Consider the following 24,764-nt stretch of genomic DNA (forward strand, 5'->3'; position numbering starts at 1 on the left):
CATAGCCGCGTTGCAGAAAATAAAAAAGGGCCTTCGCGGCGGAATTGACCGAATGACGCAGTTTTGCGGCGACTCAGGCCTTCAGCAGCTGCTGATAGAGCGCAACAAGGGCCTGCGCCTCGCCGTTGATGTCGAAATTCCGTTCCACATGGGCGCGGGCGGCCCGGCCTGCGCGGGCCAGGGAATCACGGTCCGCCAGCATCTCGGCCGCGGCCGCGGCCAGCGCCGGAATGTCACCCGGAGGCACCACCCGACCCAGCGTCGGGTCGGTCACGATCTCGGAGAATGCGCCCACATCGGTGGCCACCACCGGCACACCGCAGGCCATCGCTTCGAGGGGGGTCAGTCCGAACCCCTCCCAGCGTTGGGGGGCGATGAACAGATCCAGCACCTGGTACCATTGGGCAATCTTGTCCACGGTGACCTCGGGCTTGAACAGGATGCGGTCGGACAGGCCGGCTTGGGCCACCTTGTCCTTCAGTTCGGTCAGGAAAGCGCTGTGTTTCTCGGTCGCGCGGCCCATGACGATGCCATGTACGTCGGGGACCTGCCCGCACAGGTCGATCATCGCATCGACGAAGGCGTCGGTGCCTTTCTGGTGGCGGATGCGGCCATAGCAGCCCAGCAGCAGCCCGTCGGGCAGGCCCATTTGCGTCCGCAGCCCCGCCTTGTCGGCGGGTGGCGTGAAATCCTGCAGGTTGATGCCGTGCATGATCACCTGCGCGTCGCGCTCGAGGTATCCGGCCGTCTTGCGCGAGGTCGCCACCACCGCGTCCATCTTGCCGATCAGCCACTTGGTATAGCCCGTGTGCGCCCGCTGCGAGGCGCTGGTGAACAGCAGTTTCAGCCGCAGCCGCAGCAGGTCGCGCAGGATCAGGCCCAGCAGCATCTCGGTGTTGCGGCGGGCGTGCCAGACCCGCAGCGTCCTGCGCGACAGAAAGGGCAGGCGGCCCAGCGGGATGTGCGGGATGTCCGAAGGCAGACCCGGACCGGTGGCTGCGATGTCGATCCACTGTGCCTGCAACGGCACCAGCCGCGCGATCGTGGCGGTCACGCCGGACAGGCGGCGTTTTAGGTTTGGGGCAATAACAACGGGGTCGTTCACGGCGCGCGCTCCTGCGGGTCTCACTCCATGCTGTCACGGCTGAACAGGTAGATCACGCAGCCGATCGTCAGCGTGACGGCAAAGAAGGCGAATATCGCTGTGTAGGGTGCGGTTGGCCCCATGTCCACCGTCGCCGCATGGATGCGGCCGGTGGCGAATTGCGCCAGCCCCACGCCGCCGATCCCAAACAGGTTCAGCAGGGTCACGCCGCGCCCCACCAGATGCGCCGGGATGAAGGCGCGCCCATGCGCCATGATCACCGGGAAGGATGCCCCCAGAAACCCGATCAGCGCCATCAGTAGAACCGACAGCCAGACGGCCTCGGCGACCCACAGCCCCAGCAGCCCCAGCGCCAACACCGCCAGCGCGTTGCCGCCGAAGATCACCCATTTTCGGGTGTTCAGCAGCCGGTCCAGCGGGCCATAGGCAAAAGTGCCCGCGATCATCGCGGCGCCCATGACCAGCGTGGCCTGCCCGATCTGGGTGGCGCTCAGCCCGAACACGTCCAGCAGGTACGGCCCGGCCCACAGTCCCCGCAACGCGGCCGAGGGTGCATAGGCCACCAGCATCAACGGCAAAATCGCCCAAAGCGCAGGTTCGCGCAGCAGGTCCAAAACCGACCCTTTCTGCTCGGACACAACCCGCGAGGGGTCTTTGACCGTGACCCAGATGCCCACTGCCACGGCGCCTGAGATCGCGGCCAGCCCAGCCAGAGTCGCGCGCCAGCCCATCAACTCGACCGCCAGCGCCGTGGGGTACGAGGCCACGAGGTTGCCGACCGACCCCACGCCCAGCATAACAGCGGCCAGGGTAGCGAACTTCGCGGGCGGGTATTCGCGGGCAAAGATGAAATACGAGGCCATCAGAACCGGCGAACATCCGACCCCGATCAACGCCATCGCCACCGCCACATGCAGGGGCGTCGCGGCCAGCGCGAACACCGCGGCCCCACCCGCGCCGCCGATCAGTAGCAGAACCGCCGCCGTCTGCCGGGGGCCAACCCGGTCCAGCGCCCAGCCCACCGGGATCTGCATCGCCGCAAAGACCAGAAACCACAGACCCGAGGCCCAGGCCAGATCTTCGGGCGTGGCGCCGATGTCTCGCGCCAGATCGGCAGTCAGAACCGCAAGGAACGCGCGGAAGAACTGGCTGAGGACATAGGCCAGACACAAGATCACCAAACCTGCCTGCATGTCGGTCTCCTTGCCGTCCGCCTTGGTGGGATGCTTGGCACGTCCCGATGCCATGCACAAGCGCGTGTGATATGTTGCAGTATCGGGAAACGCCCCCGCACTACGCTATCATTGCGGCAAGCAAACGGGAGGGACAATGAAGACCGCCGATATCGGATTCTACGACCGCGTACCCATTACACGCGACTTTCTTGCCCTGTCGGATCCGGAACAATTCACCCCGGTCCCGGATGACTGGATCGTGGGCGTCGCGGATATCGTGGACTCGACCGGCGAAATCGCGCGTGGTCGCTACAAGACGGTGAACATGGTGGGCGCGGCGGTGATCTCAGGCATGATCAACGCGCTGAGCGGGCGGGTTTTTCCCTATGTTTTTGGTGGCGACGGCGCCGGATTTGCCATCCCGAAGGAGGAGGCCGACGTGGCGCGCGACACCTTGGCTGCGCTGCGCAGCTGGGCGAAAACCGAGTTCGGCATCGCGCTGCGTGCGGCTTTAGTTCCTGTGTCCGACCTGCGCGCGGAGGGGCTCGACTTGCGGGTGGCGCGCTATGCGCCGTCCTCGGGGGTGGATTACGCCATGTTCACCGGTGGCGGACTGGCCTGGGCCGAGGCGCAGATGAAGGCTGGCCGGTACGAGGTTCCGCCCGCCGGGTCCGACGCGCAGCCCGACCTGACGGGACTGTCCTGCCGCTGGTCCAACAGCCCTGCGCGGCATGGGCAGATCGTTTCACTTGTCATCCAGCCCACTGCGCAGGCGACAGAACGCGACTTTGCTGATCTGGCGCAATCAGTTCTGTCCGCATCCGAGGCTCTGGAGCGAGCGGGCCATCCCGTGCCGGCCGGCGGCCCTCCGATCAAGTGGCCACCTCCGGGGCTTGCACTGGATGCCCATGTTTCGCGCGCTGGGCGCAATCTGGCCGTGCGCAAGGCCGCGCTGCTTGTGCAGAACCTGCTGATCTGGCTGCTGTTCAAATCGGGCAAGCGACTGGGCGACTTCGAGCCGGGCCACTACAAGAACATGGTCAGCCGAAATGCGGATTTCCGCAAATTTGATGACGGGTTGAAGATGACGCTGGATTGCGATGACGAGACCCTGTCGCGCATCGCCCGGACCCTTGAGGATGCGCGCGGACGCGGCAAAATCAGATATGGCATCCATTCCCAGCAAGAGGCGATGATGACCTGCTTCGTGCCCGCCGCCTCGCGCGACGATCACGTACATTTCGTCGATGGTGCATCGGGCGGCTATGCGCAGGCCGCCGCCGCAATGCAGGGATGATCCGCCCTCAGCGACGCCATTTCGCGGCCAGCCCACGGGCGGCCTGAGCCAGCAGCATGACGTCGATACCGACCGCCAGGAACTGCGCGCCCATGTCCCGATACGCTTGAACCGCTTCATCATTGGTGCCCAGAATACCCGGCGCCTTGCCTGCTGCCCGGATCCGCTTCAAAGCATCGGCGATGGCGGTGCGCACCTCTGGCACCGTGCTGTCGCCTTTGTAACCCATGTCGGTGGACAGATCGGCCGGGCCGATGAAAACGCCGTCGACGCCCTCGACCTGAAGGATGTCGTCCAGCGCGGCCATGCCCGCAAGGTTTTCCACCTGAACCAGCAAACAGATTTCGGGGTCGGCCGTGGCCACGTAATCGGGGATGGTGCCGTACATTGTCGCCCGTGTTGCGGCGGCCCCGACACCTCGCACACCTTTGGGCGGGTACTGGCAGGCCCGAACCAGCTCGCGCGCCTGATCCGCGCTTTCGACCATCGGTACCAGAATGGTCTGGGCGCCGGCGTCCAGCACGGTCTTGATCATCCAGGTCTCGCCGATGGGCAGCCGCACCACCGGGTGCGAGGGGCTGTTGGCCAGCGCAATCAGCTGATCGCGGATCGAACGGATGTCATTCGGCGCATGTTCGCCATCGATCACCAGCCAGTCGAAACCGGCGGTTCCCATGATTTCCGCGGTGACGGCTTCGGCAAAGCTCATCCAGCAGCCGATCTGCATTTCGCCCTTTATCAGAGCCTGTTTGAAAGGGTTTTTGGGGGCGGGCATCAGCGGTCCTCCTGCGGGGGTGTGGGCAAGGTGCGGGCGATTTCGGTGATCACGTCAAAGGCCATCCGGACATCCTCCTCGGTGGTTTCGAACTGGCCAGCCTGAAAGCGGATGACGATGTCGCCATCGACTCGGGTCTGGGTCAGATAGATGCGCCCGTCATCGTTGATGGCGTTCACCAGCCGCAGATTCAGGTCGTCCAGATCCGCGGCGCCGGGTGGCTCATATCGGAAGGTCCACAGGGACCACAAGGGCGGGGTGACGATCCGGAAATCCGGCTCGGCCGCCAGCCGGTCATGCAGGTCGCGCGACCAGTTGACGTGGTTGCGCAGCCGCGCGCGCAAGCCTTCCAGCCCGTAGGCGCGGATCACGAACCACAGTTTCAGCGCCCGGAACCGACGGCCCAGCGGCACCGACCATTCCGAGTAGTTGATGATCCCGTCCTTGCCGTGGGTTTTGAGGAATTCGGGGCTGATCGCCAGCGTCTGCACCAGATCGTCGGGGTTTTTCAGGAAATGCGCACAGCAGTCGAACTGAATCCCCAGCCATTTGTGCGGGTTGAAAACGATGCTGTCGGCCTGGTCGATCCCCGGCCAATAGAGGCGGTATTCGGGGCAGATCATCGCCGACCCGGCCCAGGCTGCATCCACATGCGTGTACAGCCCATATTTCTGCGCGACTTTCAGACACTCATCCACCGGATCGGTCGCGCCGGTTCCTGTGCCGCCGACGCACAGGATCACCCCCGCGGGGTGAAGGCCGGCGTCCAGATCGGCCCGGATCGCGGCCTCGAGTGCCGCGGGGTCCATGCCGCGCCAGTCACCCTTGATCGGGACGCGCACCAGGTTGTCCTGCCCGATCCCGGCCACCCAGATGGCGCGGTCGATTGATGTGTGCACCTCGGACGAGCAATAGACGCGCAAGGGTGTCTGCCCGAACAGGCCCTGACGGTTGCCCTGCCAGTTCAGCGCCTTTTCCCGCATGGTCAGAACGGCGGCCAGCGTGGCCGACGAGGCTGAATCCTGGATCACCCCCGCAAAGCCTTCGGGCAGATCCAGCGCCTGCCGCAGCCAGTCCATCATCCGGGTTTCCATCTCGGTCGCCGCGGGCGAGGTCTGCCACAGCATGCATTGCGGCGCGATCGCGCTGGCCAGAAACTCGGCCAGCACCGACGGCGCCGAGGCGTTCGAGTTGAAATAGGCGAAGAAGCGCGGGTGCTGCCAATGGGTGATGCCGGGCATCACGATCCGCTCGAAGTCTTGAAAAATCCCTTCTATCGGTTCGCCATGCTCCGGCGCCTTCGCGGGAAGCGCGTTCAGCACCTCGCCGGGCTCGGTCCGGGCGCGCACCGGGTGCTGGCCGACGGTTTGGTGATAATGCTGCGTCCACTCGGAAATGCGTTTGCCCCATTCCGAGAATTCATCCCATCTCATCTGCCTTGCCTTCCGCCTTCGCATCTTTCGCGGGCAAGTGATGGCGATGCAGGCGGGCAGGTCAATCAAATTCCGGACGACGATGGCGCTGTGAGGTGGGACCGTGGCGGCCGTTCGATCCAAACTCAGGCTCTAATAAAGAAAATCGCACCGGCTGTGCGGATCGGAGAACCCCGCCGGAGAAACTAGGGGTCGACTCCGGCGGGGTGGCCAGACGGTGTCTGAAGTTATTTGCCTGGCCCGGGGCCGAAGAATCCCTGTGTTGAAGGGCTCCGGCCCTGAATCGGAGAATGTGAGGTGCCCAAATTGCACCCCGACAGCGCAGCCCAAGCACCCAGGGGGATGAGGCCAGAGCGGCGGTTCTCCGAAACCGTAATTTTTCCTTGGTATTCGTGACGGTGGCACGCTGATGAACAAAGCTTGATTGGCTGGGCGCGCCGACCGCCTGAAAGAAAATCTAGCGCACCTGACCGCGAAACCAAGTCGCAATAAGGTGACGCGGCCAGTGGGCCTGTTGCGCTGCCTTCGAATATCTGCCCGATATTTCCGTTCATGATGCGCGGCCTGTGCGGTTTATTAAACAGGGCGGTCCCAAGTTTCCCTAGAATAAAGACGGATAGTCTGCGCGGATGAAACTGGTTTGCGCCCAGGTCCGCGGCCTTGGCAACTTCGCGCCGAAACGTACAGGCGGGCCGGCAATAATCGGCGTGTTTGCCGGGTTGAACAGCGGAGTGTCTCCTTTAGTCTGCGCGGCAATATGAAGGAAAGGATGCAATATGGCCAAATCTCTGTTTTCCCTGCCGGATGTGGTGCAGATACCAGTAGTTGGAGAGGCCAACACCTATCCGGTGGGGCGCATCTTCTGCGTGGGACGGAACTATGCCGCCCATGCGGCCGAGATGGGAAACGAGGTTGACCGCGAGGTGCCGTTCTATTTCACCAAGTCCCCGCAGAATGCCATTCTGACCGGGCAAACCGTGCCTTACCCGCCGGGCACCGAGAATTATCATCACGAAATGGAACTGGCTCTGGCCATTGGTCGCCCGGTGTTTCAGGCGACGTCGCAGCAGGCTTGGGATGCCGTGTTCGGATATTGCTGCGCGCTGGACATGACCCGGCGCGACCTGCAGATCCGCGAGCGCAACAAGCAGCGCCCCTGGGATCTGGGCAAGGATGTGGAAAATGGTGCGGTGTTCGCGCCGCTGACCCGCGCCGCCGATTGGGCGCCGACCGATGACATCCGCATCCATCTGAGCGTGAACGGTGAGGTCCGGCAGGACGCCACCCTGTCCGAACTGATCTGGAAGATCGACGAGATCGTCATGCACCTGTCCCGGTTCTATCACCTGCGGCCCGGCGACCTGATCCTGACCGGAACGCCCGCCGGCGTCGGCCCGGTCGAGGCCGGAGACGTGCTGACCGGCGGCATCGACGGGTTGGAGCCCATCCGCCTGACCCTCGGGCCGGCGGAATAGACCCTAAAAAGGGATTGTCGGCCGCTCAAACAGGCGCGCGCAGCCAGTCTGCGTTAAAGGTGACCCGATCCAGCCCGGCAAAACGGCGCACCCGGTCCAACTCGGCCTCGAGCCGCCGGGTACGGGCGTCCGACCATCTGACCCCACGCTCGGGCCATAGGGCGCGGACCCGCAAGATACCTTCGTCGCGATGGGCCTTCATGTCGATCCGTCCAATCAGACGGTCTTTTTCGAGCAGCGGAAAGACGTAGTACCCATAGGTGCGCTTGGCCTCGGGCACGAAGACCTCGATCCGATAGTGGAAGCCGAACAGGCGCTGGGCGCGGTTGCGGTCGCGCAGCATCGGGTCGAACGGGCTGAGCACACGGATCCGCCCCGGGGCGGGGGCAGGGTCGGCAGCCTGGTCCGCCAAGCCGGGCCACGCAAACACGCGGCGCATTCGACCATCAGCGCATTCCACTTCGATTTCCTGCAAATCCCCCCGTGTCAGAGCCTGTTTGCACCACTCTTTCGCCTCGGCAGCGGTGACCGTGTCCCAAAACGCGGCCAGTTCGCCCGAGGTGGCAAAGCCCAGCCGGTCGAGCGCCGCGTGGCACAGCCAGTCCACCGTCGCCTGGTGGTCACACTCCATCACGCCGGGGCACAGATGGGTATCGATCACGCGCTCGGTCAGGTCGTATTGCTTTTGAAACCCTCGGCGCCCCACCACCGTCAGCGCCCCCGAGCGCCACAGGTATTCCAACGCCGTTTTCGAGGGGTGCCAATCCCACCAGCCGCCCGAGCCCTTTTTCTCATCCTGTCCCAGATCGGCCGAGCACACCGGGCCGTGGTCGCGGATGTGTCGCAGCACGGTTTCGAACTGCTGCTCGAACCCGTCGCGTCGCCAGTTGCGCCAGCGGGCCCGCAGCATCTCGGCGTCGCGCTGGAAGCGCAGGTGCCAATGCGGGTAGAACCCCATCGGGATCACGGCGGCGTCGTGGGTCCAGTGTTCGAACAGGCTGCGGTCGCGCTCGTACAGGCGCTTGAGGTCGTTCGGCCGATAGGATGGGCGGCGCGAGAACAGGATCATGTCATGGGCGCGCGCCACGGTGTTGATGCTGTCGAGCTGCACGAAACCCAGCCGGTGGATCAGATGCAGCAGATCGGGCCCTTTGGCCGGACCTGCGGGCTGTTCCGCCAGCGCGTGACGGTCCATGAACAACGCACGGGCGGTTCGATTGTCGAGTTGTTGCAGCTTGCCCCGTTCAGCGCCGCTTGAGCGTGTCGCCATAGCTGATCTTGGGGGTCAAGGTTATGCGTGTTTCGATCTCGGTATTCGGGTCGGCCAGTTGGGCGGCGATGACTTCCGCGGCCTTGCGACCGATTTCAAGCCGGCAGGCGTCCATGGTGGCCAGCTTGCGCGGCAGACCCTGCAGCAGTTCGACGTTGTTGAATCCCGCAAGGCCGATCTGTCCGGGCACGTCGATACCCTGCTCAAGCAGGTACAGCAGCCCGCCCGCGCCGATCATGTCGTTGGAATAATACAGGAAATCCAACTCTGGGGAGCGTTCTAGCATGGCTTTGGTCATCTCGCGCCCCTTGGCCAGGGCCGAACCTCCGGAATAGAACTCTCGGTCCTCGATCTCGATCCCGTGCTTGCCCAGAACTTCGGTGAAGCCCTCGAACCGTTTCCGCGCGCGGTGGTCCAGCGGCATCTTGGTCCCCATGAAGCCGATATGCTGGTACCCGGCCTTAAGGATCGCCTGCGCCATCTCGCGCCCCGCGCGACGATGCGAAATTCCCACCATCGCGTCCACAGGCTTGCCGTCCGTATCCATGATCTCGACCACCGGAATGCCCGCCGAATCCAGCATGGCCCGCGCGGCCTCGGTGTGTTCCAGCCCGGCGATGATCACGCCCGACGGCCGCCACGACAGCATCTCGTACAGGACCTTTTCCTCTTTTTCCGGCAGATAGTCGGTGACGCCGACCACGGGCTGCAGCTCGGTATCCTCAAGCACCTGGTTGATGCCGGTCAGCACCTCGGGGAAGACCATGTTCGACAGCGACGGGATGATCACAGCCACCAGGTTTACCCGGCTCGAGGCCAGTGCCCCAGCGATCTTGTTGGGCACATATCCCAGCTCTTTCGCGGCGGCCAGAACCCGGGTGCGGGTCGCGTCCGACACATCGCCCCGATTGCGCAGGACCCGGCTGACCGTCATTTCCGACACACCGGACGCTTCTGAGACATCACGGAGAGTAAGCGGGCGTTTCGTTTCTGTTGTCACCGGGGATACCTGCATTGTTGTTTCCCCGATGCTAGCGCGAACAGGGCAATCTGTTCAACTGTTGTGCAAAGGTCATGACAAGCCGAAAAAACCCGGCTACAGAAGGCGCCGCGCGGCCCCGTGGCTCAACTGGATAGAGCAGCCCCCTCCTAAGGGGCAGGTTGCAGGTTCGAATCCTGCCGGGGTCGCCAGCAACTCAGCGCGAGTCGGGTTTCGGGTTCGGTTTCACCGCTCAACCGCGATGGCGCGCTTACTTCGTACATGCAGTCCTGGCGATCCTGTTTGCCGTGCATACACTTCTTTTGGTGCAGTCGCCCTGAGAGTTTCTGCCTCTCTCAAATCTGCATTCTGGTGCGGTTTTGGACCAGCCTCGGCTCGTCGTGCATTTGGTATTCCCAGTGCATTGCGCTCCACCGCAGGTTTTCGGCTGCCATTTTCGGTAGGAATCGTATGAGCGCCACCCTTCTGGGCATGCTCCGCCCGCGAACGCGCAAGCGGTCTTTCCCTTGATCGTGACGGTTTTTCCTCCCGCACTATTGCACTCTGCTGCCGTTGGGGCCGCACTTCCGGGAAGTGGCGATACCAACACCAAACACAGACCAACGAAAGGTAGTATTTCAAGAACACGCATTGCGTTCTCCTTGCTGCGCGACAGGCAAGTCCAAGCTTACGTGACCGACAGACAATCCCAAAGGGTCAATCCCGCGGTACCTTCGAGACGATGTATCGCGGGGATCATCTGGTCTTTGAAGCACCGCAGCAATGGCCCGCGGACAGTCAGTATTCCGCGTTTGACAGCTTGTTAAGGCAATCCCTGATCGGTGCGCCTTTGGGCAGGGCACAGTACCCGTCCGACCGCATGTCGGCCGACGGGGAAACACCTCCTCCGATCAAGATCACCAGGAACTCCTCAACCGGGGGCAACAGCGTATCGGCGTTCTCAATCGTCTCTTCGGTCGAGACTGTCCGGAATGCCTCAAACAGTGGAAGGGTGATTTCGCCTTCTACGCCGTCAGGATGTTCGTCCAGAAACTGGCGCGCGCCCCAGTCAGGGTCTGTGAAGAATCTGTGATAGTAGGTGCGGTCCAACCGATCTTTCTGGATTTCCAGACTTTCCGGGACAACGCCTCCGTCGCGGACGCCTTGATAGATTTCCATGATCTTGCCGTGGACCTCGGGCCATGCGCTGGCTTCGACGGTCGCGCTCAGCGCGATCACGGCCTTGTTCTTGCCCACGACCACAAAGTCCGCACGTGGATCGTAGGATGCGCGCATGGACTGGCGGATGACCCGAAACATCTCCGAGCCCTGATTGGCGCCGATGTAGTCAACAAGAAGGTTCGAGCCAAGCTGGTCCTGTGCGTTCGAAAACGCCTTTGCATTGGCAAGCAGGATCAACATTTCGGATGCGTCGGGATCGGCGAGATGCACGATACCTTTGGGCAGGGCAAAGGGCGCCCCGTTCGCGCCCGTCCACCCTTCGGCCCATTTGCTCAGGGCGCGCCCCAGCCGGAACCGCGCGCCCGGCAGCGAATTGATCAATCGGACGGTGCGGCGCGTTACCTCTTCTTCCTCTGATCTGAGGATGACCTGAGCAGGTCGTCCGAACTGAAAGTCGGTTTCAAGGGTTTCTTCGTCCGTGGCGGCAGGGTCGAATTCCAGATAATTGGTAATCTCGTTCAACACATCCGACGGCTGTCTGGTTCTGGTCGAGATAACTGGGCGAGACGCCTCAAGCTCTCGTGCGTACCAGTCTGGTGTGTATCGGGGTTCGAGCAATACGTTCTCGAGGTGCACCAGGACTTCCGGGAAGACGTCGCTTGGCGCCGAGACGGTGAGCGTCAGGTTCTTGCCGCTTCTGCCGATTTTCTGTTCGACACCTTTCAGCTTCAGGAACGAACTGACTTCGTAGGATGAGCGGTTCGAGGTCCCGCCTGTCACCACGCTCGCAATGGCGGCGGACATGGCGGCAGTGCGGTCCAGCGTCGGGTGGTCAATCGTCCAAACCAGGGTCAGCGCGGACGTGCCGTTCTCAAGCGGAGAGAGCTCGACCAGTTTCGTTTCGCCTGCAGCCGCAATCAGTTCCGCCTGTGCCCGCTCACCCGGCAGCAAGGAAAGCGCCGCAAAGAGAACTGTGAGAAGCCGGCCCTTGAAAACGCGCATGTCAGTCGGCTTTCTCTGCAAGAACGAAAGATGTCGCCGAGGGCTGCAAGACTTTTTCCGCAAAATCGATAACTTCCTGATCTGTGGTGTTGCTCAGCGTTTCGGCAAAGACCGACGGGCTGATGGGCGGGAATCCGTCGGCGGCGACGTTCTGCAGAAACCACAGAAAGGCCGAAGGACGGCGGGCCATGTTCTGGGACCAGACCACTTCCTTTTGACGGAGCTGATGAATTTCGTATTTGCTGATCGGCTCGTCCAGCAAGCCAGCCAAGGTTTCGGTCAGCAGATCCTTGGCTTCATCCACGCTGAAGCCGGGCATGAGTTGCAGGTCGATCACCAGTTCAACATCGGCATTCTTCGCAAAATACCAGTTGACGCCATGGTTGAGTATCCGCGTGTCCTCGTGGCGTAGAACCTTGGCGATCCGTTCGTTCAGGATCCCGCTTGCGATGAAGAACGCGCCTTGCATGTCGATGCTCGTGGAGCGGTCTTCGAATTCCACGAATTTTGCGAACAGCACGGTGTCGCGTTGCAACCGATCCGACTGCAGGCGCACGACGGACTGTTTCTCGGGATCCGGCTTTTGATCCAACCACGGTTTTTTCGGAGCGTCAGATGGTTCGGTATCGCCAAACACCCGCGCCACCAGTTCTTCGGCCCGGGCTGGTTCAATGTTTCCGGAGACAATCAACGTCACGTTGGACGGCACATAGTGTTCCTTGTGAAACTGATAGGCCTTCTCGAGGCTCAGCTTGGGCAGATCCTCGACGGTGTTGTCTGCCCGGCCGCGCAAGGTGCCGTAGAGGTTTTGAAGTGCCATTCGGCTGAGCCAGCGAAACGGATATTGCCGTTCACGCAGCAAGGTTTCCCGCTGGACGATAGCGACTTCGCTCTCCGCAAATTTCCTGGATACGGATGGCGTGTCCAGAACGGCCCGGGAAAGCCGCAACAACATCTCCGCCTCGGATGGCAGCCCGGAATTCGTGTAAACGGTCGCGACATTGTGCGTGGTGGCGTAGATGTCGCGTTCACGCGGTTTTCTGAGAATGGTGGCGTCGGCCGAGAACGCGGCGAGATGCTCGGTCAGATGGGCTGTGCCGGACGGGTCCGGGTCGTCATACGACCCCGAAAGAACGATCAACTGAACATCCACGCGGTCGAAGGTGTCCACTGGAACCACATATGCCGCGTGCAGCCCGCCCTTCTGGGCAAGCGGAATGATGCTCTGAGCCTGAGCGGATCCGGAAAAAACCAAAAAGACGATCGACAAGAAAAATACGGCGGCGCGCATCAAAATCCTTTGAACTATTAGATTTTCGCAGAAACGCCGGTCAACCGACGCTCAACCAAAGGGGTAACGGTTGCGTCAATGCTTGCGGGGCGCGGAGTGTTTTTCAAGTCGTAATAGGCATCGCAAGTCGGGGTGTGCTTCTGGGGCTGCGGGCGGGGCTTGCTGGGGCGAACAACTGGATCACGTCAGACCAAGGTCTGTGGTGCGGTTTTCGATTGTGGGTCATAGTCGGGACCACAATGAGGACGAAAGTTGCTGAGCTGACGATTGGGAGTTGGTCGTTGTCGCGAGTTTTTCTTGCGGCAAGCATCCTTGTGATGGGATCTGCAACCGCGATCGTCGGTGTGTGGGTTTCAAATCGAATCCAGAATGCGGTCGTGCAGAACTCGGCGAATTCGGCGGCGCTGTATATGGAAAGCATCGTCTCACCTCTCAGCCAGGAACTGGCGTTGGGTGACCGCCTGTCCGAGCAGGCGAGGCGGGCGCTGGACGAGATTTTCATGACCCAGCCGATGCGCGATCGTATCGTATCATACAAGTTCTGGAAGCAGGGTGGTGTGGTCGTACACGCCTCGGACACAAGCATCATCGGTAACCGTTTCCAGCCGACGGGTGACCTTCAGCGCGCCTGGATCGGCGAAATCTCGGGCTCGTTCGAGGAACTGGATCACGATGAAAGCGCTGCCGAAGCGGCCTTGGGGATACCGCTGCTCGAGGTCTACAGCCCCATTCGTGAACTGTGGTCCGGTGAAATCATTGCTGTGGCCGAGTTCTATGAAAGGGCCGATCAATTGGAGATGGATCTGGCAAAAGCCAGGCGCACAAGCTGGTTGGTGGTCGGTTCCGCCTTTCTGGCAAGCACGGTTGTCCTTTTTTGCATCGTTGCGATCGGGGACAACACCATCCGGCGGCAGGCGAGGCTATTGAAGAAACGGCTGGCGGAAAGCGAAAGGATGGCGGCGCAGAATGCGATGCTACGGTCGCGGGTGGTCGAGGCCTCGGGGCGGTATGCCGCGCAGACGGACCGGTTTCTGAAGAAACTCGGCGCCGAACTTCATGACGGCCCGGCGCAGTACCTTTCACTTGCCGCCCTTCGGTTGGAGGCCGCGTTTTCGGACAAATCCCCAAAACCGAAGGAGGCCGAGGAAATCCAGCAGTCGCTGCAGAAGTCCTTGACCGAAATCCGCGCGCTGTCCCGGGGGCTGTCTGCGCCCGATATCGACAACCTGACCTTGATTGATGTCGTGAAAAGAGCGGTCGAGGACCACGCGGAGCACAGCCCGTTGCGGCCTGAAATCTCGTTTCATGGCAGTGACATGCCGAATTTGTCGGTGTCTGACAAACTGTGCGTTTTCCGCTTTCTTCAGGAAACACTCTCGAATACCGCGCGATATGCCCCGCAGTCCCGCTGCAGCGTCACCTGCCATGTTCGCGACGATTGCATTGTCATTCAGGTCAAGGACGATGGACCCGGCTTTGATCCTTTGGACGGTACTGTTCTGCGCGATGATGGCGGCCAGGGGCTGCTGGGGCTGCGCGATCGGGTCGAAAGCATCGGCGGCAGGTTTCAGGTCTCGTCCAGTCCCGGTCAGGGCACCACCGTCGAAATGACCCTGTTTCCCAACAAAACGAGCTCACCATGACCAAGACACTTGTCATAGCAGATGATCATCCGATTTTCCGGGATGGGCTGCGGCGGACCTTGGATGAGGCAGAAGGGTTCGAAGTTCTCGCGGCCGGATCCAGCGCCGACGAAGCGGTTGCGCTTGTCGCTCAGCACCAGCCCGACATCGCAATTCTCGATCTCTCGATGCCCGGCGGTGGGATCAACGCGACACGCCGGATCGCCGCAATGGAAAAACCGCCCTGCATCGCGATTCTGACGGTTTCGGAGAACAGCAGCGATGTTGCCGATGCACTCGAGGCCGGAGCGATTGGATACATTGTCAAAGGCGTAACCGCCAGTGAACTGACCGCCTCCCTGCGCAGCATCGCCGCGGGGGAGGGGTTCGTTTCGCCGGGGCTGGCTTCGCGGGTACTGCTTCAGATCAACAACGACGCAAGCCCTGCGAACAGCAGCGATGTCCTGGATGATCTCACGCATCGCGAAGAGGAGATACTCAGGCGCGTGGCCAAGGGTTTGAGCAATCGCGAGATCGCCGTGGAACTGGATCTTCAGGAAAAGACCGTGAAACACTATATGACGGCGATCCTGTCCAAGCTCCACGCGCGGAACCGGGTCGAGGCCGCGCTTATCGCGCACGACGCGTGGGGCAAGAAAAACAAGCCCGCATAGCCTGTGAACGCCGAAACGGCCTCTCCGACCGAGAGACCGTCCGGGAAATTCGCGCTGTTCGTCAGTTCGCGACCGATTGCAGCCTCCGGATGTCTGCGGCCGTGGCTGTTCTTTCCACAACGGTCCGGTTGAAGGGGTCTTTCAGCTCGTAGCGCCCGAACTCGATCTCTTCTTTCCAGCCGTTGGCGTAGTTGACTTCGATGTTGTTGCCTTGACGTTCGATCTTTGTGGGGCGGCTTCCGGCCGTACCACCTTGCCCGGATGCGCTTACATTCTTGATCGAAATGCCGTTCGCCAGGGAACGAAGCCTTGAGATATCGGCACCTGTGGCTGGCCGTTCCTCAACGGTCCGATTCTGAGCATTCTTTCTCTCGTATCTGCCGTTTTCGATTTCTTCCTTTGTTCCGTCCGCATAGCGAACTTCGATCCCGTTCGCAGTTGTCTCGACCTTGGTTATGCCGGCCGACCCGGTCGCGGCGCTTCCGGATTGCGACGATCCCTTTTTGCTGCCGCTGCGACTTGATCGATCGTCGTCATCGTCGTCGTCATCATCCCGATCATCATCGTCGTCGTCATCCCGGTCGTCGTCATCATCGTCCCGATCGTCATCGTCATCATCGTCGTCCCGACCGCTGCCACTCTTGCCTTTGCCGCTTTTCGCAAACGCGTAAGCGGGCTCAAGCTGTAAGCCGCCCTCGGTGCTGAACTTGGGAGTGTATGGCGCCGCCGAAATCAACGTCGCCAGTGCCACAGTGCTGAGAAGTTGTCCCAGTTTCCGGTTCGCAATCATTTCAGCCTCCTTTGCTGTTCGACAAATGTCTGGTTGTCGAAGGGAGGCTAAAGCGGGTTGGATCCGTCCACATCGGGCTTAGGTCTGACGAATTTCCAACCAAACGTCCGAAGGGGGAAGCGAAAAGGCACAAGGTGCCAAGATCACGTCGACTGGCGAACCGCCAAGGCTCGTAGGTTGCCGGGGGATGTGGGCGTCGGCTCAGTCTGTTGTGGCGTCGTTGGCCGGTACCGGAACAACCTTGAGATATGCGGCAATCGCCAACCGGTCCTCATCGGACAGACGGGAAGTGTTCTCGATGACCTCGGCCATCTCTCCGCCGGCGCTGTCATAGTCCGGAGTGAAACCGGACTTCAGATATTCGGCGATGTCGGCTTCGGACCAATCCAGGTGGTTGGTGGTCAGGCCGGGGATGCGCCCTTTTCCGCTGGGATTTGGCACACCCGTCAGCCATTGATCCCGGCTCAAGCCGCCAAGGCCATCTCTGGGCGTGTGGCACTCGGCGCAATGGCCCAAGGCTTCGACCAGGTAGCGTCCGCGCTGCTGCTGCACATCAAGATTACCGTCCACCACCCACCCTGGTTCAAGGTAGAGAAGCTTCCAGCCGCCCAAGCTTCGCCGGATGTTGAAGGGGAAACCGACCTCGTGCGCTCTGCTTTCCTGCGAGGCGGCCGGCAGGGTGCCGAGGAATGCGCGCAGCGACACGACATCCTCCGGCGTCATGTTCGTATAGGTCGTGTAAGGGAAGGCCGGGTAATAGTGTTGCCCGTCCGGCCCGGTTCCGTAGATCAGGGCATCCGCCAGTTCCAGCGCCGACCATGACCCAATCCCGGCTTCTGGGTCGCTGGATATGTTCGGAGCTATGAACGTACCGAAATCTGTCTCGAACCGGCGTCCGCCCGCCAGCACCAGCTTTTCCTCACCCTCGGAGTTCGGCGCTGAATGGCACGAGGCGCATCCGGCCGCAAAGAACACGGTCTCGCCCCTGACAAGATCAGGGGCAATACCGTCCAACTCGGCCGGATCGACGTGTTGCGGTCGGGTCAGAACCAGACCGGTCAGCCCGGCCACGACCGCGGCAATCGACAGAAGCCGCCGCACCGTCAGGGCCTTGTCAGTTCTTTGGGGCTCTGTATGCCTTGTGACATGCCGAACAGGCTCCACCCAATGGTCCCATCGCTGCTTTCAGCGCTTCGACATCTTGCCCGGCGGCGGCCTGCATCGCAACCGCGGCTTCAGCCATTGCCTTGCCCTTGGCGCTGACATCCGGGAAGTTCTCCCAGATCGCCGGAAGCGCACGAGAAGATGGGTCGGAGACATTGTCGGACCCGGCTGGCCACATGGCCGACTGATCGATCTGCGTCACGGCAACCAGGTTGTTTGCCGCGCGCGTCGCGGCCTCGGCGTTGTATTCCACCTCGCCCTTGGCCATGCCGCCAAGCGTGCCCAGATTAAACGCATACAGCTGCATGACGGCCTTCCGCGCCTTGACGGCCGGGTTTTCGCTTTCCTGGGCTACGGCCGTGCCAATAACGGCCGCAGAAATCAAACTCGCCGCAAGGATTGAGAATTTCTTGATCATGGTATCTCTCCCACATGAATGTGCCGAATGGTAACTTGATCGAAATTTCTTGTAATTGTTTATTTCTCTGCGTTTCTTGTTAACTTATGAACAATCAAAACTGGGATGACATCCGATACGCACTCGCCGTAAGCCGGCACGGCTCGTTGAATGCAGCGGCCACAGCGCTGGGCGTGACCCATGCAACGGTGCTGCGCAGGGTGGCCGCGTTTGAACGACGCCATGGGTGCGTGATCTTTCAAAAGAACCCGGCGGGCTACAGCACGCTGCCCGAGGCCCGGGCCATTCTTTCTGCCATGGAAAATGTCGAGGATGCGGTGCTTTCGGTTGAACGGGCAATCGTGGGCGCGGACCGTTCGCCGACCGGGCGGGTGCGGATTGCCTCGACCGACAGCCTTTGCCAGCTTGTTTTGCCCGGGATACTGAACCGCATTTCTGCGCTTTATCCGGGTTTGGAACTGAGTCTGCTGAGCGGGAACAATCACCATGACCTGTCGCGGCTGACCGCTGACATTGCCGTGCGTCCATCAATACGCCTGGGCGAAGACTTGGTGGGCGAGCGGGCTGGCGCGTTGGCCTTCGGGGTCTACGACGATGGGTCCGCCAACCGAAAATGGATGCGTTTGGACGGGGCGCTGAGCGGTTCGGTCCCGGCCAGATGGATGGCCGAACATGTGCGGGATGAAGACACGACCATCGGCGCGGACAGTTTCCTTGTGCTCCAGCAGATGGCTGCGACAGGTGTCGGCAAGGCATTTTTGCCGACGTTCATCGGTGATGCGGACCTGCGGTTGCGGCGGGCGCCGGACATCGATCCGAAAATCGAGGTTCCTCTGTGGGTTGCCACGCTTGAAGAGATTGCGCGCACACCGCGGTTTGCCGTCGTGCAGCGGGCCTTGGTGGAACACCTGCCCGAAGCACTGGGCCGGTAAGATCAAACCGAAACGGCCGCCCTGAGCTGCTGCTGACCAAGTTCGGATTTTGATCCTTTCAGGAATGGCGACCCGCGTTCCAGCACCAGAAAACTGTCGCCCAGAGAATACGCGAAATCAAAATACTGCTCGACCAGGACAATCGCCATCTCACCTTGATCGCGCAACAGGCGGATGACTTCGCCGATCTGCTTGATGATGTTGGGCTGGATGCCCTCGGTTGGTTCATCCAGCAAAAGCAGCCTGGGTTTCGTGATCAAGGCCCGCGCAATTGCGAGCTGCTGCTGCTGACCGCCTGACAGATCACCACCGCGCCGCGACAGGAACTCTTTGAGAATCGGGAACAGTTCGAAGATGTAATCAGGTATCCTGTGTTCGCTGCGGGGCAGGCAGGCAAAACCGGTTTCCAGGTTCTCGCGGACCGTCAGAAACGGAAAGATTTCTCGTCCTTGCGGAACATAAGCCACACCTTTTCGAGCCAGCTCATAGGATGTGGCCTTGCCGATCTGCTCGCCGCCAAGCCGGTATTCACCGCCGCTGCGGGGGTGCGTTCCGGAGATGGCTTTCAACAGGCTGGTCTTGCCGACGCCGTTGGTGCCCATCACGCAGGTGACCTGACCCTGACGTGCGGTGATGTCGATCCCGCTCAGGATCTGGCTGCCGCCGTAGTGCAGGGACAGGTCCGAGATTTCCAGAAGCTCAGCGGCCAAGATACACCTCAATCACTTTGTCATTATTGGTGACGTGGTCCAGCGACCCTTCGGCCAGAACTGACCCTTCGTGCAGCACCGTGACCTTGCAGTTCAGGCGGCGGACGAACTCCATGTCATGTTCAACCACCACCACGGCGCGGGTTTTGGCGGCCGCGACAAGAATGTCGGTTGTGTGCTCACGCTCGGCGGGGGTCATTCCGGCGGCCGGCTCATCAACCAGCAGCAACTGCGGATCCTGCGCCAGCAGCATGCCGATCTCAAGCCACTGCTTCTGCCCGTGGCTCAACTCACCCGCCTTGCGGTTCAAGGCATTCTGCAGTCCGATTTCCTCGGCCAGGTCGGCGACCTTTTGATGATCCGCCTGTCCGGCCCGAAACCGCAGGACCGCCAGCGGGCTGCGTTTGTTCCTGAGGGCCAGCATCAGGTTCTCGCGAACGCTCTGGTCCTCGAAGACGGTGGGGCGCTGGAACTTTCGGCCGATGCCGGCCTGGGCAATCTGGCTTTCGCTCATCGACAGGAGCGACACGGATTTGTCACCCCACAGGACATGGCCGTCATCCGGTTTGGTCTTGCCGGTAATGATGTCCATGAACGTCGTCTTGCCCGCCCCGTTCGGGCCGATGACCGCGCGCATTTCGGTTGGGCCAATCTGAAATGTCAGGTTGTTGATGGCTTTGAATCCGTCGAAGGTTACGGACACGCCGGAGACTTCAAGCAACGTACTCATTCGTCGGCCTCCTTTTCGCGCAACGACCCAAGGTCCGGGCCCAGATCGGCGCCGTGGCGATCCGGGGCGCGCCGTTCGGCAAACCTGTCGATCAGACCGCCGATGCCCCGAGGCGCAAACAACGTGACCGCGACAAATGACAGCCCAAGCAGGATGGTCCACCAGTCGACCCATTGGATCGTGTAGAACCCCAGCGAGATGTCGGGGGCCTGACCACCCGTGAACCAGGTGGACAGCAGAGAAACGAATGCCGCGCCGATCACTGCTCCGTACAGACGGCCCCGTCCGCCGATCGCAACCCAGACGGCCAGGTAGATTGATGCAATGGGCGCGATCTCGGCTGGATTGATGATGCCGGCTTGGGGGTAATACAGGGCACCTGCGATGCCGCAGATCACGGCGGTGAAGGTGAAGATGAACAGCTTGTAGGCTTCGACCGAATACCCAAGGAACCGAACCCGGCTTTCGTCGTCCCGGATGGCGCGAATGACCGATCCGAACTTGCCGGACACCATCCAGGCGCAGACCAGATAGCCCAGCCCCAGCGCCAGGGCCGACGCCCAGAAGAACAGGATCGAAACCGTCGATTGCGGCGCCGAATCCAGACCCGGCAGATTCTGCAGACCCGACAGGCCGTTGTTCCCGCGCAGCCCGCTGTCGTTCTGAAACAGGTACAGAGACAGCGCCAGCGTCATCGCCTGTGTCAGGATCGACAGGTAGACCCCGGTCACGCGGCTGCGGAAGGCCAGCCACCCGAACACAAGGGCCAGCAAGCCGGGCACCAGTACGACCGCAGCCAGTTGCAAGGGCAGCGAATGCGCAACAGCCCAGATCGGTGGGAACTCGGATGCGCCGACGACTCCGAAGATCTGGGTGGCGATGCCGTCGGAGACTTCCTGGGCCGTTGGTGGCAGGGCCGAGGACGCGAGGCTTTCGATCACGATGATCTCGGTCCGCGCATACATCAGCCACATGCCGATGGCGTATCCGCCGATACCGAAGAAGGCCATATGCCCCAGGGACAGGATGCCCGTGTAGCCCCACACCAGGTCCATCGCCAGGGCCGCAAGGCACAGGCAGAGGGTCTTGCCCAATGTCTTGACGAAGCTGGTGGATATCAGGCCGATCCCGAACCCTTCGCCCAGCACTGTTATGGTCGCCGTGAACAGGGCCAGAATGATCAAGAAGATCGCGACCGAGGGATAGCGCAGCACAAATGGCTTTCGCATCGGGCTGGCTGTGGATGTCATGTCAACCATATCACGCTTCCGCCGCCCGACCCTTGAGCGCGATGATGCCGCGCGGCCGGAATTGAATGAACAGGATGATGAACAGGATCATGTAGGTCTGCGCCGCCAGGGTATTTGACGGGTTGAACCATTCGATCCCCTTCTGCAGCGTGCCGACCATCGTGGCCCCCAGCAGCGTCCCCCAGATGTTGCCCACACCGCCCACGACCACTGTCATGAAGCTTTGCACGATATAGTCGGATCCCATCTCGGACGTGACCTTTGCGTAAAGCCCGATTGCCACGCCGGCAATGCCCGCGATGCCCGAGCCAAAGCCGAAGGTCAGCATGTTGATCCGGTCGGGATTGATACCCATCGAGGAAGCCATGCGCGGGTTCTGCGTCACGGCGCGCACCTCAAGCCCCAGCCGGGTCCGGTTCATGACGATGAGGAAAAGCGCGAGGAACAGCAGCGCCAGAACAAAGATCGCGATGCGGATGTAACTGATGGAGACGATATCGTTCAGCACCATCGAACCGTCCAGCCAGGCCGGGGCGGTCAGGGGACGCGCCTGGGTTCCAAAGATGTTCTTGGCCAGTTGCTGCAGCGCGATGGAAACCCCGAAGGTCGCAAGCAGCGTCTCCAGCGGACGGTGGTACAGCCAGCGAATGACCAGACGTTCCAGCAGAACACCGGCGCCGAAGGTCACCAGGAATGCGCAGGGAATGGCGACAATGATCGACAGGGTCAGGTCCGGAATGAACAGTTGAACCACATATCCGGTATAGGCGCCCATCATGATGAACTCGCCATGCGCCATGTTGATGACGCCCATGACGCCGAAAGTGATGGCAAGGCCGATGGCGGCAAGGAAATAGATCGAGGCGAGCGACAGCGCATCCAGAACCAGATCCGCCGTCTGGTTGAGAGCGACTTGCGTCTCGATATTGTCCAGCACGGCCTGCGCCGCCAGCGCCACCGGCAACGGCGCCGAGGTGTAGACTCGGTAGAACTTGTACTGTTGCACAGCCTCTGCGATGTCGTCCTGCGTCACCAACGGAGCGGCGAGCCCCTGATCGGCCAGCAGCTGGTATGCCGCTTGTCGTGCCGCATCTTCGTCCAGACTTGCCACCTGTACGCCTGCGACCCTGTCACCGTCGATATTCGAAATCAGGGTCTCTTTGATGGTGCCGTCGTCCACCAGGGCCGGTGCCAACCCGTTCTCAACCAACAGGTCATAGGCCTGTTTCTGTGTCAGTTCGTCCGACCCGGCCTCGATGGTCACAGCGCCATCCGGAGCCGTGTCGGACACCTTGATTTCAGATGCAACAAGGGGATTGAGCGTTGCGCGCACGTCAACGCCCAGATCGCCGGCGAAGCTGTCGATTGCAGCCAGCCTTGCGACCGCGTCATCATCAAACCGGATCGTCAACAGACGCTCGAGCCGGTCCTTGCGGGCCCGCAGATCCGCGTCCTGCTCTCCGGCAATGGCGCCGCGCAGGGCGGATAGGTGCGAGGGTTCCGCGTCCCGCTCGATCGCCGTCAGCGCTGCGCTTCGGTTCAGCGGGTCGGGGTCGTTCAATTGAAACTGCACCAGCGCCGAAGCGATCAACCCGCGAATGCCCGAGTTCGGCTTGAGTTGTTTGTAGTTTTTCTTGTCGACGACACCGATCTCGGCCCCATCCGAGATGTCGAAAACCCGCAAACCGCCATCGGCTTTGGACGCAAAAACGAAAAGGCCCGTATCCCGGTTGAACCACATGTCCTTGGCCTGCCACCGCTCCAGGACGGTTTGTGCCTCGGGCAATCCACTCTGCGCCAGGGCGTCAATCGCAGGGCCGATCGTCTTGCGAGAGGATTTTTGAATGACCTCCGCATGGGCCTGCAAAAGCTTCTGGACCGGCGCGTCGGAGGATTGGGCTTGCAAAAGACCAGGGGCCACGAACAGCAGCAGGGCAAGCAAAGCCCGGCAAATCGAAAGCGTCATTTGGGGAGACCTCGGCATTGGGCCCCGGGGCACATGTGATGCGCCCCGAGGTATTCCGGTTCAGATCTTAGTAGTTCGATTTGATCTGTACGCAGCTTTTCGTTTCGGTGTTGTACATACCGCAACCCAGCTCTTTCCAATCCGAGATCAGAACCGCGGATTCGGGCAGGTAGTCCGTCCAGGCATCGCCCGGAACCTCTTCGGTCTGGCTGATGATGTCGAACTGACCGTCTTCCTGGATTTCGCCGATCAGAACCGGCTTGGCGAGGTGGTGGTTCGGCAGCATGACGGCCGTGCCGCCCGTCAGGTTCGGGAATTCCTGGCCGTACATGGCTGCGCGCACGGCATCGACATCCGTCGAGCCCGCCTCGGTCGCGGCGTTAACCCACATGTTGAAGCCGATGTAATGCGCTTCCATCGGATCGTTGGTCACCCGATCTTCGCCCATTCGGGCTTTCCAGGCGGCAACCCAGGCCTCGTTCGCTTCGCTCTCTGCCGACTGGAAGTAGTTCCACGCCGCTAGATGCCCGACAAGGTTGGTTGTGTCCAGACCGGCCAATTCTTCCTCGCCGACCGAGAAGGCAACTACTGGGATGTCATCCGCCGAGATACCTGCGGCGGCCAGTTCCTTGTAGAAGCCCACATTCGCGTCGCCGTTGATGGTCGAGATAACGCCGACTTTCTTGCCGTCCGCGCCCAGCGCAACGACATCCGCCACGATCTTGGACCAGTCGGAATGGCCAAAGGGGGTGTAGTTCACGAAGATGTCCTCTTCGGCGATCCCTTTCTGCTTCAGATAGCTTTCGAGGATGTTGTTCGTCGTGCGCGGATACACGTAGTCGGTGCCCAAAAGGGCGAATTTCTCGACCCCCAGTTCCTCAAGGAAGTAGTCCGTTGCGGGGATCGCCTGCTGGTTCGGTGCGGCACCTGTGTAGAAGACGTTCTTCGAGCTTTCTTCGCCTTCGTACTGAACCGGATAGAACAGCAAACCGTTGAGCTCTTCGATGACCGGCAACACGGATTTGCGGGAGACCGATGTCCAGTTGCCAAAGATCACGTCAACTTCATGGACGGTCAGCAGTTCGCGCGCTTTCTCGGCAAACAGCGGCCAGTCCGAGGCGGGGTCGACAACTACGGCTTCCAACTCGCAGCCCAGCAGGCCACCAGCTTCGTTCTGCTGTTCGACCAGCATCTCCATCGTGTCTTTCAGCGTGGTCTCGGAGATGGCCATCGTACCGGACAATGAGTGCAGAACGCCCACTTTGATCGGGCAATCGGCCAGTGCGGGCAGGGCGGTTGCGAACAATACAGCAGCAGTAGTGTTGAGTAGTTTGGAGTGCATCAGCGTTTCCTTTTGTGCGATGCGCAGCAGGCTTGTCCGGAACGCCGAAACATCCCATATACCCCCCACGCTTAATTGCGGTGTGCGAGGGCGTCATCAGGTTCCTAGGCCGGGCACCTTCGCACATTTTCCAAGCCGTCTTTCGGCGCACCACATTGCTAGGTCAGCTTTTGCCGAGGCTC

The 24,764-nt window shown here is 61.3% G+C and carries 21 protein-coding genes and 1 tRNA gene; 6 read left to right on the plus strand and 16 right to left on the minus strand.

What is annotated here, in order from left to right; translation table 11 throughout:
- Positions 1–73: 73 nt before the first annotated feature.
- Positions 74–1,105, minus strand: a complete 1,032-nt coding sequence (locus tag AC2FML_RS10920; protein ID WP_496783119.1) for a glycosyltransferase family 4 protein — start codon at positions 1,103–1,105, stop codon at positions 74–76.
- 20 nt (positions 1,106–1,125) lie between these two features.
- Positions 1,126–2,298, minus strand: coding sequence for an MFS transporter (locus AC2FML_RS10925; protein WP_170365966.1), 1,173 nt, complete (start codon positions 2,296–2,298; stop codon positions 1,126–1,128).
- 136 nt (positions 2,299–2,434) lie between these two features.
- Here AC2FML_RS10925 and AC2FML_RS10930 point away from each other — a divergent pair, with 136 nt between their 5' ends.
- Entirely contained in the window at positions 2,435–3,577 is a 1,143-nt protein-coding gene (locus tag AC2FML_RS10930; RefSeq protein ID WP_496783120.1) for a DUF3095 domain-containing protein, read from the plus strand.
- Positions 3,578–3,584: 7 nt separating this feature from the next.
- Here the strand turns inward: AC2FML_RS10930 and AC2FML_RS10935 are convergent, their stop codons facing one another.
- Both AC2FML_RS10935 and AC2FML_RS10940 read right to left on the minus strand, forming a co-directional pair.
- Complete coding sequence (locus AC2FML_RS10935; RefSeq protein ID WP_496783122.1) at positions 3,585–4,352, minus strand: HpcH/HpaI aldolase family protein; 768 nt, start codon at positions 4,350–4,352, stop codon at positions 3,585–3,587.
- Entirely contained in the window at positions 4,352–5,785 is a 1,434-nt protein-coding gene (locus tag AC2FML_RS10940) for a pyridoxal phosphate-dependent decarboxylase family protein (RefSeq protein ID WP_496783124.1), read from the minus strand. The genes AC2FML_RS10935 and AC2FML_RS10940 overlap by 1 nt, the downstream gene beginning before the upstream one ends.
- Before the next feature lie 776 nt (positions 5,786–6,561).
- Here AC2FML_RS10940 and AC2FML_RS10945 point away from each other — a divergent pair.
- Entirely contained in the window at positions 6,562–7,260 is a 699-nt protein-coding gene (locus AC2FML_RS10945; RefSeq protein WP_496783126.1) for a fumarylacetoacetate hydrolase family protein, read from the plus strand.
- A gap of 25 nt (positions 7,261–7,285) precedes the next feature.
- Here AC2FML_RS10945 and AC2FML_RS10950 read toward each other — a convergent pair whose 3' ends face one another.
- Together AC2FML_RS10950 and AC2FML_RS10955 are read right to left on the minus strand one after the other, a co-directional pair.
- Complete coding sequence (locus tag AC2FML_RS10950) at positions 7,286–8,530, minus strand: winged helix-turn-helix domain-containing protein (RefSeq protein WP_480633807.1); 1,245 nt, start codon at positions 8,528–8,530, stop codon at positions 7,286–7,288.
- A complete protein-coding gene (locus AC2FML_RS10955; protein ID WP_315901680.1) occupies positions 8,505–9,530 on the minus strand; it encodes a LacI family DNA-binding transcriptional regulator in 1,026 nt (341 codons plus the stop codon). The genes AC2FML_RS10950 and AC2FML_RS10955 overlap by 26 nt, the downstream gene beginning before the upstream one ends.
- Before the next feature lie 114 nt (positions 9,531–9,644).
- Here AC2FML_RS10955 and AC2FML_RS10960 point away from each other — a divergent pair.
- A tRNA-Arg gene (locus tag AC2FML_RS10960) sits at positions 9,645–9,721 on the plus strand.
- Positions 9,722–10,307: 586 nt separating this feature from the next.
- Here the strand turns inward: AC2FML_RS10960 and AC2FML_RS10965 are convergent.
- Together AC2FML_RS10965 and AC2FML_RS10970 are read right to left on the minus strand one after the other, a co-directional pair.
- Positions 10,308–11,693: a peptidase M16 family protein gene (locus AC2FML_RS10965; protein WP_496783128.1), complete on the minus strand. Its 1,386-nt coding sequence runs from the start codon at positions 11,691–11,693 to the stop codon at positions 10,308–10,310.
- A gap of 1 nt (position 11,694) precedes the next feature.
- Complete coding sequence (locus AC2FML_RS10970; RefSeq protein WP_496783130.1) at positions 11,695–12,984, minus strand: M16 family metallopeptidase; 1,290 nt, start codon at positions 12,982–12,984, stop codon at positions 11,695–11,697.
- 317 nt (positions 12,985–13,301) lie between these two features.
- On the opposite strand from AC2FML_RS10970, the gene AC2FML_RS10975 reads away from it, so the two are divergent.
- Together AC2FML_RS10975 and AC2FML_RS10980 are read left to right on the plus strand one after the other, a co-directional pair.
- A complete protein-coding gene (locus AC2FML_RS10975) occupies positions 13,302–14,627 on the plus strand; it encodes a sensor histidine kinase (protein WP_496783131.1) in 1,326 nt (441 codons plus the stop codon).
- Positions 14,624–15,280, plus strand: coding sequence for a response regulator (locus tag AC2FML_RS10980; RefSeq protein ID WP_093963999.1), 657 nt, complete (start codon positions 14,624–14,626; stop codon positions 15,278–15,280). Before AC2FML_RS10975 ends, AC2FML_RS10980 begins: the two co-directional genes overlap by 4 nt.
- Before the next feature lie 61 nt (positions 15,281–15,341).
- Here AC2FML_RS10980 and AC2FML_RS10985 read toward each other — a convergent pair whose 3' ends face one another.
- From AC2FML_RS10985 to AC2FML_RS10995, 3 genes are all read right to left on the minus strand, one after another.
- Entirely contained in the window at positions 15,342–16,070 is a 729-nt protein-coding gene (locus AC2FML_RS10985) for a hypothetical protein (RefSeq protein ID WP_174820348.1), read from the minus strand.
- Positions 16,071–16,271: 201 nt separating this feature from the next.
- A complete protein-coding gene (locus AC2FML_RS10990; RefSeq protein WP_496783132.1) occupies positions 16,272–17,171 on the minus strand; it encodes a c-type cytochrome in 900 nt (299 codons plus the stop codon).
- A 13-nt stretch (positions 17,172–17,184) separates the two neighbouring features.
- Complete coding sequence (locus AC2FML_RS10995) at positions 17,185–17,652, minus strand: c-type cytochrome (protein WP_170391330.1); 468 nt, start codon at positions 17,650–17,652, stop codon at positions 17,185–17,187.
- An 86-nt stretch (positions 17,653–17,738) separates the two neighbouring features.
- Between AC2FML_RS10995 and AC2FML_RS11000 the strand changes: the two genes are divergently transcribed.
- Complete coding sequence (locus tag AC2FML_RS11000; protein ID WP_496783133.1) at positions 17,739–18,584, plus strand: LysR family transcriptional regulator; 846 nt, start codon at positions 17,739–17,741, stop codon at positions 18,582–18,584.
- Positions 18,585–18,586: 2 nt separating this feature from the next.
- On the opposite strand, the gene urtE is transcribed toward AC2FML_RS11000, so the two are convergent.
- From urtE to urtA, 5 genes are all read right to left on the minus strand, one after another.
- Positions 18,587–19,294, minus strand: coding sequence for an urea ABC transporter ATP-binding subunit UrtE (urtE, locus tag AC2FML_RS11005; RefSeq protein ID WP_170340825.1), 708 nt, complete (start codon positions 19,292–19,294; stop codon positions 18,587–18,589).
- Entirely contained in the window at positions 19,284–20,024 is a 741-nt protein-coding gene (urtD, locus tag AC2FML_RS11010; RefSeq protein ID WP_496783135.1) for an urea ABC transporter ATP-binding protein UrtD, read from the minus strand. The genes urtE and urtD overlap by 11 nt, the downstream gene beginning before the upstream one ends.
- Positions 20,021–21,274, minus strand: a complete 1,254-nt coding sequence (gene urtC, locus AC2FML_RS11015) for an urea ABC transporter permease subunit UrtC (RefSeq protein ID WP_437342876.1) — start codon at positions 21,272–21,274, stop codon at positions 20,021–20,023. Before urtC ends, urtD begins: the two co-directional genes overlap by 4 nt.
- Positions 21,275–21,284: 10 nt before the next feature.
- Positions 21,285–23,240: an urea ABC transporter permease subunit UrtB gene (gene urtB, locus AC2FML_RS11020; protein WP_170596708.1), complete on the minus strand. Its 1,956-nt coding sequence runs from the start codon at positions 23,238–23,240 to the stop codon at positions 21,285–21,287.
- A gap of 67 nt (positions 23,241–23,307) precedes the next feature.
- Positions 23,308–24,582, minus strand: coding sequence for an urea ABC transporter substrate-binding protein (gene urtA / locus AC2FML_RS11025; protein ID WP_170340831.1), 1,275 nt, complete (start codon positions 24,580–24,582; stop codon positions 23,308–23,310).
- Positions 24,583–24,764: the final 182 nt, after the last annotated feature.

The sequence above is a fragment of the Ruegeria sp. BHSC029 genome (assembly GCF_059613085.1).